Source organism: Nocardioides eburneiflavus (assembly GCF_004785795.1).
Classification (GTDB): Bacteria; Actinomycetota; Actinomycetes; order Propionibacteriales; family Nocardioidaceae; genus Nocardioides; species Nocardioides eburneiflavus.
Window position 1 is genome coordinate 1,635,990 of the sequence record NZ_SRRO01000001.1, and the last position, 13,079, is coordinate 1,649,068.

Here is a 13,079-nt window from a genome sequence, read left to right on the forward strand (position 1 = left end):
CGGGAGGATCCCCATGCCGCACCTCACCCGCCGCGTCAGCGCCACTCTCTCCGCCGGCGGCCTGGCCGTCGCCGCCGTCCTCGTCGGGTCGCCCGCGCCCGCCGAGCCGTCGACCCGGCCATCGGCCCCGCCGGCGGCCGCGCCGGCGGCCGCGGCCGAGCGCCCCACCGTCAAGGACCCGACCGCGGTCGGCAAGGGCGGGGCGATCAGCACGGTCGACCCGGAGGCGAGCGCCGCCGGTCTCAAGGTGCTGAAGGCCGGCGGCAACGCGGTCGACGCGGCCGTCGCCGCCGCCGCGACGCTCGGCGTCACCGAGCCCTACAGCGCCGGCATCGGCGGTGGCGGCTACTTCGTGTTCTACAACGCCAAGTCCGGCAAGGTCCGCACGATCGACGGCCGCGAGACCGCCCCGCGCAGGATGCCGCAGGACGCGTTCATCGACCCGGCCACCGGCAAGCCGTACCCCTTCACCCCCGACCTGGTGACCAGCGGGGTGGGCGTCGGCACGCCCGGCACCCTGGCGACGTGGGACAAGGCGCTCGGCAACTGGGGCACCTGGTCGCTCGCCGAGGCGCTCGCGCCGGCCACGAAGGTCGCGCGCCGCGGCTTCAAGGTCGACGAGACCTTCCGGCAGCAGACCCTCGACAACGAGGAGCGCTTCGCCGCCTTCAAGGACACCAAGAAGCTGTTCCTGCCGAAGGGCGACGCCCCGAAGGTCGGGTCGATCTTCCGCAACCCCGACCTCGCCGCGACCTACGAGGCGATCGCGCAGCGTGGGACGAAGGCGTTCTACCGCGGCAAGCTGGCGCGGCTGATGTCCGACGTCGTGCGCAAGCCGCGCACCACGAGGAACACCGACCTCCCGGTGCCCCCGGGCTACCTCACCCCTCGCGACCTGCGCGACTACAAGGTGCTCTCGCAGCGCGCGACGAAGAGCACCTACCGCGGGCACGACGTCTACGGCATGGCGCCCTCGTCCTCCGGCGGCACCACCGTCGGGGAGGCCCTCAACATCCTCGAGCGCTACGACCTGTCGGCGATGACGCCCGAGCAGGCGCTGCACCACTACCTCGAGGCCAGTGCCCTCGCGTTCGCCGACCGCGGCAAGTACGTCGGCGACCCGGCGTACACCGACGTGCCGACCAGGCGGCTGCTCGACGACCGGTTCGCCGCCGAGCGCGCCTGCGCGCTCGACCCGGCCAAGGCGGCGACCAAGCCCGTCGCGGCCGGTGACGTGACGTCGTACGACGGGGTGTGCTCGCCGACGTCGGCGACCGGCGCCACCGACGCCGACACCGAGAACATCTCCACCACCAACCTCACCGTGGCCGACCGGTGGGGCAACGTCGTCGAGTACACGCTCACCATCGAGCAGACCGGCGGGTCGGGCATGGTCGTGCCCGGTCACGGCTTCCTGCTCAACAACGAGCTCACCGACTTCTCGACCGTCTACGACCCGGCCGACCCCAACCGCATCCAGCCCGGCAAGCGCCCGCGCAGCTCGATGTCCCCGACGATCGTGCTCAAGGACGGCAAGCCGTTCCTCGCGCTCGGCTCGCCCGGTGGCTCCACGATCATCACGACGGTGATCCAGATGCTGGTCAACCGCATCGACCTGGGCATGACGATCGAGGAGGCCATCGCGGCGCCCCGCGCGACCCAGCGCAACACGGTCAACGTGACGGCCGAGCCGGCGTTCATCGCGGCCTACGGTCCGGCCCTCTCCGCCCTCGGTCACACCCTGGTGCCGTCGGGTGACGCGTTCACCAGCGCCGCCGAGATCGGAGCGGCCACGGCGATCGAGTTCGGGCCGCGCAAGCGCCTCACCGCGGTGGCCGAGCCGAGCCGGCGCGGCAAGGGGTCCGCCAAGGTGGTCGACCCCCGCTGACGGTGGCACCGCCTGCCACAATCGAGGCGTGAGCTACCCCTTCCTCAAGGGCCACGGCACGGAGAACGACTTCGTGGTCCTGCCCGACGCCGACGGCGCGCTGCACGGCGACGCCGACGGCGAGATGTCCGCCGACCGGGTGCGGGCGTTGTGCGACCGGCGCGCCGGCATCGGGGGCGACGGGGTGCTGCGCGCCGTACGCCGCGGTGACGGCTGGTTCATGGACTACCGCAACGCCGACGGCTCGGTCAGCGAGATGTGCGGCAACGGGGTGCGGGTGTTCGCGCGCTACCTCCACGAGCGCGAGGGCGAGCCGTTCCCGATGCGGATCCAGACCCGCGCGGGCGTCAAGGTGCTCGACCGCTCCGGCGACGAGCTCACCGCCGACATGGGCTCGCCCGAGGTGCTGGGCGAGACCGAGGTGTCGGTGATGGGACGGAGCCGGCCCGCGCTGCACGTCTCGATGGGCAACCCGCACGCGGTCGCGTTCGTGGACGACCTCGCCGAGGCCGGCCCGCTCCTCGAGGCCCCCGAGCACGACGACGGCGTGTTCCCCGACGGCGTCAACGTCGAGTTCGTCGTACGCCGCGGCGCGCACCATGTCGCGATGCGGGTGCACGAGCGCGGGTCGGGGGAGACCCGGTCGTGCGGCACGGGCGCATGCGCCGCCGCGGTGGCGACGGCGCTGGCCGACGACGCCCCGCGCGGGACGACCTACCGCGTGGACGTGCCGGGCGGCACGCTCCACGTCGAGTGGACCGAGGACGACCGGATCCTGATGACCGGCCCGGCCGTGCTGGTGGCCGAAGGCGTCACGGACCTGTGACGGTCGCTGGTGGCGTCAGCGCTCGCGCAGCAGCGTGAGCACCTCGTCCAGCTTGGCGTCCACCGTGTCGAAGCGGGAGTCGTGCGCGGCGAGGCGCTCGTCGACGCCGGCGAGGCGCTCGTCGACGCCGGCGAGGCGCTCGTCGACGCCCGCGAGGCGCTCGTCGACGAGCGCGAGGCGCTCGTCGATCGCGTCGAAGCGCCGGTCGAGCTCGTCGAGCCGGCCGCCGTGTCGGGTCTGCGTGAACGAGATGGTGGAGAGCAGCTCGTAGATCGACTGCACGTCGTTGTCCAAGCGACGCACCTTCCGCTCGAGCTCCTGGGGCGTCATCGTCATGCCCACCGACTGTAGGCGTCCACTGTGCCACGCGGCAGGGGTGCGTCGCGATCTGTGGACGGGGTCTCGATACAGCCGCGCGCGGCTTCGTCCCTCAGCCGCTCGGCCACTCGACCTGGCCGACCTCACGCGCAGACCTCCTGCGTCGGTCGTCGCTGCCCGTCTCATAGCATCCGGGCCATGGACATCACCGGATCCACCGCCATCGTCACCGGCGGCGCGAGCGGCATCGGTGCCGCCGTCGCCCGAGCCCTCGCCGCGAAGGGTGCGACGGTCCTCGTCGCCGACATCGACGCGGGGAAGGGCGAGGCGCTCGCCGCGGAGATCGGTGGCGTCTTCGCCTCCGTCGACGTCACGAAGACCGAGCAGGTCGCCGCGGCCGTCGAGGCCGCCGCCGAGATCGCGCCGCTGCGCGCCTGCGTCAACTCCGCCGGCATCGGCTGGGCCCAGCGCACCATCGGCCGCGACGGGCTGCTCGAGCAGGCCCACGACCTCGACGCGTTCCGCCGGGTCGTCGAGATCAACCTGATCGGCACCTTCGACATGACCCGCCAGGCCGCGACGGTGATGAGCCGCAACGAGCCCGACGAGGACGGCCAGCGCGGTGCGATCGTCAACCTCGCCTCCGTGGCGGCGTTCGACGGCCAGATCGGCCAGGCGTCCTACTCCGCGTCCAAGGGCGGCGTCGTCGGGATGACCCTCCCGGTCGCCCGCGACCTGTCCGCGGCCGGCATCCGGCTCAACACCGTGGCGCCCGGCCTCATCGACACCCCGATCTACGACGCCTTCCCCGACCCGGCGGAGTTCAAGGCCAACCTCGGCCAGAACGTGCTGTTCCCCAAGCGCCTCGGCCGCGCCGACGAGCTCGCCAGCATGGTCGTGGAGTGCCTCACCAACTCCTACATGAACGGCGAGACCATCCGCGTCGACGGCGGCATCCGGATGCCACCCAAGTGACGCTGCGCACGGGTTGGCTCCCGGAGGGGTGAACCCGGTCGCGCGGGGTGGCGCCGCTGAGGCGCGGCTGGTCCAGACCGACGTCCAGCATCTGGGCGTTTCGCTGCCGCCGACCGGGGTGAAGGTGGAAGGTGCTGGGGCACGTCTCATCTGCATCCGGCCTGTGGGGGGCACTCGATGGCACATCTGGCGGAGCCGCACGACGCGGCCCCCGGCGAGGGCGAGCTCGCCTCGCTCGTCCGCCGCTGGGTGGGTGCACGCCGGTCCGGTGCCGTACGCGTCGCCCAGGTGCCCGCACCCGCGCCGGACGACCCGCTCGACCGCGACCCGGTCGTCGCCGTTCCTGCACCGGCACCCGCCCCGATGCCCGAGGCGACCGCCGAACCGGCCGTCGTGCCGACCACCGAGCCTGCTGCCGCGACGCCGGCGCGCGCTCCCCGCATCCCCGCGCTTCCACACCGCCCGTCCTCCGAGGACCCCGAGCACGCGACCCGGCTGGCGGTCCTCATCGACGCCCGCCGCGTCCCCGAGGACGTCGCGGCGGGACTCCTCACCCGGCTCGGCGACCGCGGCTCGGTCAACGTCTGCCGCGCCTACGCCGACTGGCGTCGCGCCGACCTCGGCACGTGGGTCGAGCGCCTGCGTCGCCAGGGGCTGCACTCCTTCCACCAGTTCGCCGACGGCGACGACCAGGCCCTGGTGGCGCTGGCCATCGACGCGGTCGATATCGCTCGGGAGGCGTCGGTCGACGAGGTCGTCCTCGCGGGCGACATGACCTCGATGCTGCCGCTCGTGCACCGGTTGCACGGCGCGGGCGTACGGGTGGTCGTCGTCGGTCCCGGGCACACGCCCCACGACGTACGCGCGGCGTGCGACGAGTTCCTCGACGAGGACTCCCTCCTGGGCGAGCCCGCGGCTCCGGCCGGCCGCCACCGCGCCTGACCCGCTGGCATCGGTCCCACGGCTGAGCCCCTGCCGGTGTTGGCCGCGGGTCGACGTCAGGCCTAGCCTGACGCGGTGCGTCTCGTGATGGCTCGGCTCGCCCTGACCGCCCTCGTGACCGGCTTCGTCTCGGTCGTGACCCCGGCGACGACGGCCGTGGCCGTCCCGGTGCCGTGCGTGGTCACCACGACCGGTACGGGTGGCGTGGTCCAGGCGGCGGGTGACACCTTCACCACGACGTCCTTCGAGCTGGTCGCGCCGCCGGCCGCGGCCGCCGTCGAGGACGTCGACGTGGAGGTGTCGCTGGTCCACGACAACGCCTCCCAGGTCCGCGTGCGCCTCGCCCACGCCACGACCAGCATCCTGCAGCGCCGCTTCGTCGACAGCGGCCCGCAGGTGCGTCCGCTGACGTGGGACGACGAGGCCGCCTCCGCCTACGGGCCGACGTCCCTCGCCGGCGCGTACCGCCCCGACGAGCCCCTCGCCGAGCACGACGGCACCGCCGCCCAGGGCCAGTGGCGCCTGCTCGTCGACAACTGGGCCGGGTTCCGCGGCCGGCTCGAGTCGTGGTCGGTGCGCATCAGCTACGCCTCGTGCGACGCCGACGACGACGGCGCCGAGGACCACTCGGACAACTGCACCGGCGTGGCGAACCCCGACCAGGCCGACCGCGACGCCGACGGCGTCGGGGACGCCTGCGACGGCGACACCGACGGGGACGGCCGCGCCGACACCGCCGACGGCTGCCGCCTGGTCGCGGCGGCCACCGCCACCGGGTGCCCGAGGATCGCCACCCAGGTGCGCCTCCGCAAGGAGAAGGGTCGCCTCGTCGGACGCGTACGCTCCGACGCCCGCGCCTGCCGCTCCGGCGCCGAGGTCACCCTCAAGCGCGCCAAGCCCGGCCGCGACCTCAGGCTGGTCGTCCTCCGCGCGCGCACCTCGGGTCGCTTCACGACCCGGCTGCCCCGCGCCGCGGGCCGCTTCTACGTGGTCGTGCGCGGGCGGTACGTCCCGGGCGTGGCCGAGTGCGTCTGGAGCCGCTCGACGACGGTGCGCGTCCGCCGGTGAGGTTTCGGCGCCCGGTGGCGAGGAAGAGGCTCGCCATGGGACAGGGCGCCGGGAGCAGGGCAGGCGGCAGGGTCGTGGGCAGGGTCGTCGGCAGGTTCGTGGTCGGCACGGCGCTGGCCGTGGTGGCCGCGCTCGCGACCGTACAGCCCGGGACGACCGTCGGGCCGGCGTCCGCGACCGAGCCGTGCCCGGTCATCCCGGTCACCGGCGGGGACGGCGCCGCGGTGCCCGTCGACAGCCAGTGCGACATGGACGGCGACGGCCACCCGGACGCCTGGGACAACTGCCCGGCCGAGTGGAATCCCGGCCAGGAGGACAGCGACGGCGACGGGCGCGGCGACGCCTGCGACTGGGACGACCCGCCGCCCACGACCACCCCTCCCACCACCTCGCCGTCGCCGACCGCCCCGAGCCCGACGGCCCCGACCACCGCTCCGACCACGGCCCCGACCACCTCGCCGACGTCACCGCCGGCCACCTCGCTCCCGGGCTGCCGGACCGGCCGCGCGTACGCCCGGACCGTCGGCCTGCGGGCCGCGGGGTCGCGACTGCGCGGCACCGTGTCCTCGCCCGCGTCGGGCTGCCGCTCCGCGGAGGTGACGCTGTGGCGGAAGAGGAAGCGCGCCGACCGGCGCCTGGTGACGCTGACCAGCCGCGCCTCGGGGGCCTTCTCGACCAGGCGTCCGGCCCGACCCGGCCGCTACTACGTCACCGTCGCCTCGCCCGACCAGCCCCTCTGCGGCTCGGCGAGGTCACGCGCGATCCGCGTGAAGCGGCGCTGAGCCGACAGGCTCGAGCGGAACTCGTTCGCGCAGGTGGTCGCGCCGACCTACCCTTGTCGGTATATGACGAACGCACCTGCCCACCCACCCGCTGACGGCCCGGCCGCCGAGTTCACGCTCCGCGACGCCCTCGATGCCACCCGAGGCTGGGACGACGACACCATCCAGCTCGACGACGAGCTCCTCGAGGACGACCTCGACAGCGACCTCGACGACGACTTCGAGTCCGGCTATGCCGACGACGCGGCCTACGACGAGTGGGACGAGACCGACCCCGAGGAGCTCACCGTCGGCGCGCAGGAGCTCGCCGAGCGGCACGCCCTGCGCCGCGTCGCGAGCCTGCGCACCGAGCTCGAGGACATCACCGAGGTCGAGTACCGCCAGCTCCGCCTGGAGAAGGTCGTGCTCGTCGGCGTGTGGACCGAGGGGACCGTCACCGACGCCGAGAACTCCATGGCCGAGCTCGCGCTGCTCGCCGAGACCGCCGGCTCCGAGGTGCTCGAGGCCGTCTTCCAGCGCCGGCAGAAGCCCGACCCGGCGACCTACATCGGGCGCGGCAAGGTCGAGGCGATCCGCGAGATCGTGCAGGCCACCGGCGCCGACACCGTGATCTGCGACGGCGAGCTCGCCCCGAGCCAGCTGCGCAACCTCGAGGACAAGATCAAGGTCAAGGTCGTCGACCGCACCGCCCTGATCCTCGACATCTTCGCCCAGCACGCCAAGAGCAAGGAGGGCCAGGCGCAGGTCGAGCTGGCGCAGCTGCAGTACATGAAGCAGCGCCTGCGCGGCTGGGGCGGGAGCCTGTCCCGCCAGGCCGGTGGCCGGGCGGCCGGCGGTGAGGGCATCGGTGGCCGCGGCCCCGGTGAGACCAAGATCGAGACCGACCGCCGGCGCATCAACACCAAGATCGCCAAGCTGCGCCGCGAGCTCAAGGAGATGCGCGGGACCCGCGAGGTCAAGCGCCAGTCGCGTCGCCGCAACCACATCCCGAGCGTCGCGATCGCCGGCTACACCAACGCCGGCAAGTCCTCGCTGCTCAACCGGCTGACCGACGCAGGGGTGCTGGTGGAGGACTCGCTCTTCGCGACCCTCGACCCCACCACCCGGCGTACGACCACCTCCGACGGCCGGGTCTACACGATGTCCGACACCGTCGGCTTCGTCCGCCACCTGCCGCACGACCTCGTCGAGGCGTTCCGCTCGACGCTGGAGGAGGTCGCCGACTCCGACCTGCTGCTCCACGTCGTCGACGGCTCGCACCCCGACCCCGAGGGCCAGATCGCCGCGGTGCGCGTGGTGCTCGCCGAGATCGGCGCGACCAAGGTCCCCGAGATCATCGTGATCAACAAGGCCGACGCCGCCGACCCGCTGGTGATCAGCCGGCTGAGGGCGCGCGAGCCGCACAGCGTGGTCGTCAGCGCGAAGACCGGCGAGGGCATCGTGGAGGCGCTCGCGACCATCGAGTCCGAGCTGCCGCGGCCGCAGGTCGAGTTCGACGTGCTGCTGCCCTACGAGCGCGGCGACCTCGTCAACCGGATCCACCAGGAGGCCGAGATCGGCTCGATGGAGCACACCGGCGACGGCACGCTCGTGGTCGGCCGGGCCAACGCCGACCTCGCCGGCGAGCTGGCGGCCTACGCGCGCTGACCGGCTCCCGGCAGGCGGAACCTTCACCGGTGCTGCCCCGTTGGACACTTCCGTGCCCTGATTGGGGCGTTCCAAGTCTCGTGGTGGAGGATGTCGCGCATGTCACGTGGTGTCTGGGTTCGCTTCATCCTCGTGCTCGGCCTGCTGGCCGGGTGCGCGGCGCTCGCCGTCAACGTCAAGCCCAACCTGGGTCTCGACCTCCGCGGAGGAGCGCAGTTCGTCTTCGAGGCAGAGGGCACCGAGCAGACCCCGGCCACCGCTGAGAACGTCGACAAGACCCTCGAGGTCCTCCGCGGCCGCGTGGACGCCCTCGGCGTCGCCGAGTCCGTCCTGGTCCGCCAGGGCGAGAACCGCATCCTCGTCGAACTCCCGGGCGTCACCAGCGACGAGGAGGCCCAGGAGGCCGAGGAGCGGATCGGCAGCACGGCCAAGCTGACGATCCACGAGGTCCTCGCGACGGCCCAGCCCGAGGCCGAGCCGAGCGAGGAGGGCAACCTCGTGCTGCCCTCCGACCAGGGCGACACGCTCGAGGTCGGCCCGACGGTCATCCAGGGCGAGGAGATCACCGGCGCCAGCGCCGTCCAGCGCGAGCAGAGCGTCGAGTGGGTCGTCGCGATCGACTTCAACGGCCCCGGCGGACGCACCTGGGCCGACATCACGGGCAAGGCCGCCTGCAACCCGTCCGGCGACCCCAAGCGCCGCATCGCGATCGTCCTCGACGGCGAGGTCATCTCCTCGCCCGAGGTCAACCAGGGCATCGGCTGCGACGTCGGCATCCGCGGCGGCTCCACCGACATCACCGGCAACTTCACCTCGGACGAATCCAAGGAGCTCGCGGCCCTGATCGAGGGTGGCGCGCTGCCCCTCGAGCTGCGCGCGATCTCCGACCGACTCGTCGGCCCGTCGCTCGGCGCCGCGGCCATCGACGCCTCCGTCGAGGCCGGCATCATCGGCCTGATCCTCACCGGCCTCTTCATCGTGATCGTCTACCGCCTGGTCGGCCTGATGGCGACCATCGCGCTGGGGTCGTACGCGCTGCTCGCCTACGCCATGCTCGTCGGGCTCGGCTCGACGCTGACGTTGCCCGGCCTCGCGGGCTTCGTGCTCGCCATCGGCATGGCGATCGACGCCAACGTGCTCGTCTTCGAGCGAGCGCGGGAGGAGTACGCCGCCTACCCGTCCGCAGGCCTGCGCCGCGCGCTGGCGGTCGGCTTCAACAAGGCGTGGACCGCGATCATCGACTCCAACGTCACGACGCTCCTCGCCGCCGGGCTGCTGTTCTTCCTCGGCTCCGGCCCGATCAAGGGCTTCGGTGTCACCCTCTCGATCGGTGTCATCGCCTCGATGATCTCGGCGCTGATCATCGCCCGCGTGCTGTGCGACCTCGCGGTCGCCAACAAGGGGGTCAACCGCAAGCCGGCGATCAGCGGTCTCGGCGACGTCGGCAAGGTGCGCGCGTGGCTGGACCGCAAGGACCCCGACATCATGAAGAACCGCGGCCGCTGGCTGGCCGTGTCGGGCGCGGCGACGGTCTTCGCCATCGCCGGCATCGCCCAGGGCCTCAACCTCGGCGTCGAGTTCACCGGCGGGCGCCAGCTCGACTACTCGGTGACCAACCAGGACATGGACGTCGAGCAGGCGCGGGCCGCCGTGGGCGACGCAGGCTTCCCCGAGGCCGTCGTCCAGACCGCCGACACCGCCGACTTCACCGTCCGCACCGGCGAGATCTCCAACGAGGAGGAGCAGCGCATCGAGGACGAGCTGTCGAAGATCGGCGGCGACGTCACCAAGATCGACGACCAGCTGATCGGCGCCTCGCTCGGCGAGGAGCTGCGCAACAACGCGCTCATCGCGTTCGGCGTCGCCTTCCTCGCCCAGCTGCTCTACCTCGCCTTCCGGTTCAAGTGGACCTTCGGCGTCTCGGCCGTCATCGCGATGGCCCACGACGTGCTGATCGTCGTCGGCATCTTCGCGTGGCTGGACAAGCCCATCGACGGCATCTTCCTGGCCGCCGCGATGACCATCATCGGTCTCTCCGTCAACGACACCGTCGTCGTCTTCGACCGCGTCCGCGAACGCTGGTACGGCTCCCAGCCCGACGACGACTTCAGCGTGCTGGCCAACAAGGCCGCGGTCGAGACGATCCCGCGCACGGTCAACACGGGCCTCGGCACGATGTTCATCCTCGCCGCGCTCGCGATCCTCGGCGGCGACTCGCTGCGCGACTTCTCGATCGCGCTGCTCATCGGTCTGGTCGTCGGCACCTACTCCTCGGTCTTCACTGCGACCCCGCTCCTGACCTACTTCCACGAGAAGTGGCCGATGAGCCGGGTCAAGAAGGAGAAGGTCGAGCGCGCGCCCGAGGACTCCGGCGCCGTCGTCTGACCGCGCGGCTGGGCGCGCGGGCGTACGCTCGGTGCATGTTGTGGATCCTGCTGATCGTCGTCCTGGGCGTGGTCGCCTACCGCTACCGGGTCAAGCTCCTCGCGCGCATCCTCGGCCAGCCCGAGCGCCGCATCGAGCGCCAGATCGGGCGCAAGAAGAACTCCTGAGCCCGACTCCCCGGGCCTGACTGTGGACGGCGTCCGACGTCGTGTCGGCGGCGCCCCGTAGGGTTCTCTGGTGCCCGAGACCGACACCGCCACCACCCCCGTCGGCACCCCTGTCGCGGCAGTGCTGGCCACGGCGGTCAGCGCCCTCGGGGGCCAGCAGCGCGACGGTCAGGTCCAGATGGCGACCGAGGTCGCCGAGGCCATGGAGGAGGGTCGCCACCTCCTCGTCCAGGCCGGCACCGGCACCGGCAAGTCGCTGGGCTACCTCGTCCCGGCGATGCTCCACGACGAGCGCGTCGTCGTCGCCACCGCCACCCTCGCGCTCCAGCACCAGCTCGTCGAGCGTGACCTGCCCCGCCTCGTCGAGGCCGTCAAGGACGTGCCCGGCGTCGACACGTCGTACGCCGTGCTCAAGGGCCGCTCCAACTACGCCTGCCTGCACCGCATCCGCGCCGGCGTCCCCGACGACCAGGGCACCCTCGTCGACGTGCCGATGGGCTCGATGGCCGAGAAGGTCCTCGAGCTGCGGGAGTGGGCGGAGGAGGAGGCCGAGGCCGGCGGCAGCGGCGAGCGTGACAACGCGCCGCGCCACACCGACCGCGAGTGGCGCCAGGTCTCGGTCAACCACCGCGAGTGCCTCGGGGGGAGCAAGTGCCCGTTCGGGGCGGAGTGCTTCGCCGAGCTCGCCCGCGAGAAGGCCCACCGCAGCCACCTGATCGTCACCAACCACTCCCTCCTCGCGATCGACGCGGTCGAGGACGTGCCGATGATCCCCGACTACGACACGGTCGTGATCGACGAGGCCCACGAGCTGACCGCGCGCGTCACCCAGGCCGCGACCGACGAGCTCGGCGTCTCCGACATCGAGCGTGCCGCCCGGCGCGCGAGCCGGTGGACCGTCGAGGCAGCGGGTGACCCCGCCGGCGACCTCGAGGACGCCGCGCAGCAGCTCGCCGAGGCGTTCGAGGCGACGCCGCCGGGCCGGATCGACCAGGTGTCGACCCAGCTCTCCGACGCTCTCGTGCTCGTCCGCGACGCCGCGCGCGCGTGCCTGTCGGCCTTCCCGCGCGAGTCCGGTGGCGAGGGCGAGCCCGACGCCGGACGCACCCAGGCCAAGGGCATGGTGCAGGAGGTCTTCGCCAACGCCGAACGGATGGCGGCCGGCTCGCAGGCCGACGTGCTGTGGCTCGGGGAGGCGCGCGACCGGTTCCCCGCCCGGCTGCACGTCGCCCCGCTCCAGGTGTGGGGCCCGATGCGCGACAAGCTCCTCACCGACAAGACCGTCGTCTTCACCAGCGCGACGCTGATGCTCGGCGGGGAGTTCGGCGCCGTCGCCACCTCGCTCGGCCTCAAGCCCACCGAGCGCGTCGGCCACCAGGTCGCCACCACCGACGCCGACGACGCGCTGCCGTGGAAGGGCATCGACGTCGGCTCGCCGTTCGACTACGGCCAGCAGTCCATCCTCTACGTCGCCCGCCACCTCCCGCAGCCCGGTCGCGACGGCCTCGGCGCCGCCCAGCTCGACGAGATCTGCGACCTCGTCGACGCCCTCGACGGCCGCACGCTCGGCCTGTTCTCCTCCCGCCGCGCGGCCGAGACGGCCGCGGAGGCCGTATGCACCCGCCTGCCGCACCTCACCACGCTCGCGCAGGGCGACGCGCAGCTGCCCGAGCTGGCCAAGCAGTTCGTCGAGGACCCGCACACCTGCCTGTTCGGCACGCTGTCGCTGTGGCAGGGCCTCGACGTCCCGGGCGACACCTGCCAGCTGGTGATCATCGACCGCATCCCGTTCCCGCGGCCCGACGACCCGCTCATGTCCGCGCGCCAGCGGGCCGCCGACCAGGCCGGCGGCAACGGCTTCATGCAGGTCGCCGCGACCCACGCGGCGCTGCTCCTCGCGCAGGGGGCCGGCCGGCTGATCCGTACGACCTCCGACCGCGGCATCGTCGCGGTGCTCGACCCGCGCCTGGAGACCGCTCGCTACGGCCGCTTCCTCAAGGCGTCGCTGCCCCCGATGTGGTCGACGACCGACCCCAGCCTCGTACGCCAGGCGCTCAAGCGGCTCGGCCAGTCGGCCTGAC

11 protein-coding genes are annotated in these 13,079 nt (G+C 72.8%); 10 read left to right on the forward strand and 1 reads right to left on the reverse strand.

Annotated elements, in window-relative coordinates; translation table 11 throughout:
* Positions 1-13: 13 nt before the first annotated feature.
* Positions 14-1,888 (forward strand): gamma-glutamyltransferase, encoded by a 1,875-nt coding sequence (ggt, locus tag EXE59_RS07705; protein WP_135838384.1) that lies wholly within the window; start codon positions 14-16, stop codon positions 1,886-1,888.
* 28 nt (positions 1,889-1,916) lie between these two features.
* Positions 1,917-2,714, forward strand: a complete 798-nt coding sequence (dapF, locus tag EXE59_RS07710; protein ID WP_135838385.1) for a diaminopimelate epimerase — start codon at positions 1,917-1,919, stop codon at positions 2,712-2,714.
* Positions 2,715-2,729: 15 nt separating this feature from the next.
* Here the strand turns inward: dapF and EXE59_RS23695 are convergent, their stop codons facing one another.
* Positions 2,730-3,050 (reverse strand): hypothetical protein, encoded by a 321-nt coding sequence (locus EXE59_RS23695; protein ID WP_168218436.1) that lies wholly within the window; start codon positions 3,048-3,050, stop codon positions 2,730-2,732.
* A gap of 180 nt (positions 3,051-3,230) precedes the next feature.
* On the opposite strand from EXE59_RS23695, the gene EXE59_RS07720 reads away from it, so the two are divergent.
* From EXE59_RS07720 to EXE59_RS07750, 8 genes are all read left to right on the forward strand, one after another.
* Positions 3,231-4,007 carry an SDR family NAD(P)-dependent oxidoreductase gene (locus EXE59_RS07720; protein ID WP_135838386.1) on the forward strand — a complete coding sequence of 259 codons (777 nt, stop codon included), beginning with the start codon at positions 3,231-3,233 and terminating at the stop codon, positions 4,005-4,007.
* 177 nt (positions 4,008-4,184) lie between these two features.
* The gene (locus EXE59_RS07725; RefSeq protein ID WP_135838387.1) at positions 4,185-4,949 is read left to right on the forward strand and encodes an NYN domain-containing protein; all 765 of its coding nucleotides are present in this window, start codon (positions 4,185-4,187) and stop codon (positions 4,947-4,949) included.
* Between the two features lie 75 nt (positions 4,950-5,024).
* Entirely contained in the window at positions 5,025-6,017 is a 993-nt protein-coding gene (locus EXE59_RS24115; RefSeq protein ID WP_135838388.1) for a thrombospondin type 3 repeat-containing protein, read from the forward strand.
* 35 nt (positions 6,018-6,052) lie between these two features.
* Positions 6,053-6,799: a thrombospondin type 3 repeat-containing protein gene (locus EXE59_RS25075; protein ID WP_135838389.1), complete on the forward strand. Its 747-nt coding sequence runs from the start codon at positions 6,053-6,055 to the stop codon at positions 6,797-6,799.
* Between the two features lie 63 nt (positions 6,800-6,862).
* The gene (gene hflX, locus EXE59_RS07740; protein WP_246056597.1) at positions 6,863-8,446 is read left to right on the forward strand and encodes a GTPase HflX; all 1,584 of its coding nucleotides are present in this window, start codon (positions 6,863-6,865) and stop codon (positions 8,444-8,446) included.
* 99 nt (positions 8,447-8,545) lie between these two features.
* Positions 8,546-10,831: a protein translocase subunit SecD gene (gene secD / locus EXE59_RS07745; protein ID WP_135838390.1), complete on the forward strand. Its 2,286-nt coding sequence runs from the start codon at positions 8,546-8,548 to the stop codon at positions 10,829-10,831.
* Positions 10,832-10,866: 35 nt separating this feature from the next.
* Positions 10,867-10,998, forward strand: coding sequence for a hypothetical protein (locus EXE59_RS24810; RefSeq protein ID WP_281280298.1), 132 nt, complete (start codon positions 10,867-10,869; stop codon positions 10,996-10,998).
* A 70-nt stretch (positions 10,999-11,068) separates the two neighbouring features.
* On the forward strand, positions 11,069-13,078 hold the full coding sequence (locus EXE59_RS07750) for an ATP-dependent DNA helicase (RefSeq protein WP_246056599.1): 2,010 nt from the start codon (positions 11,069-11,071) through the stop codon (positions 13,076-13,078).
* Position 13,079: the final 1 nt, after the last annotated feature.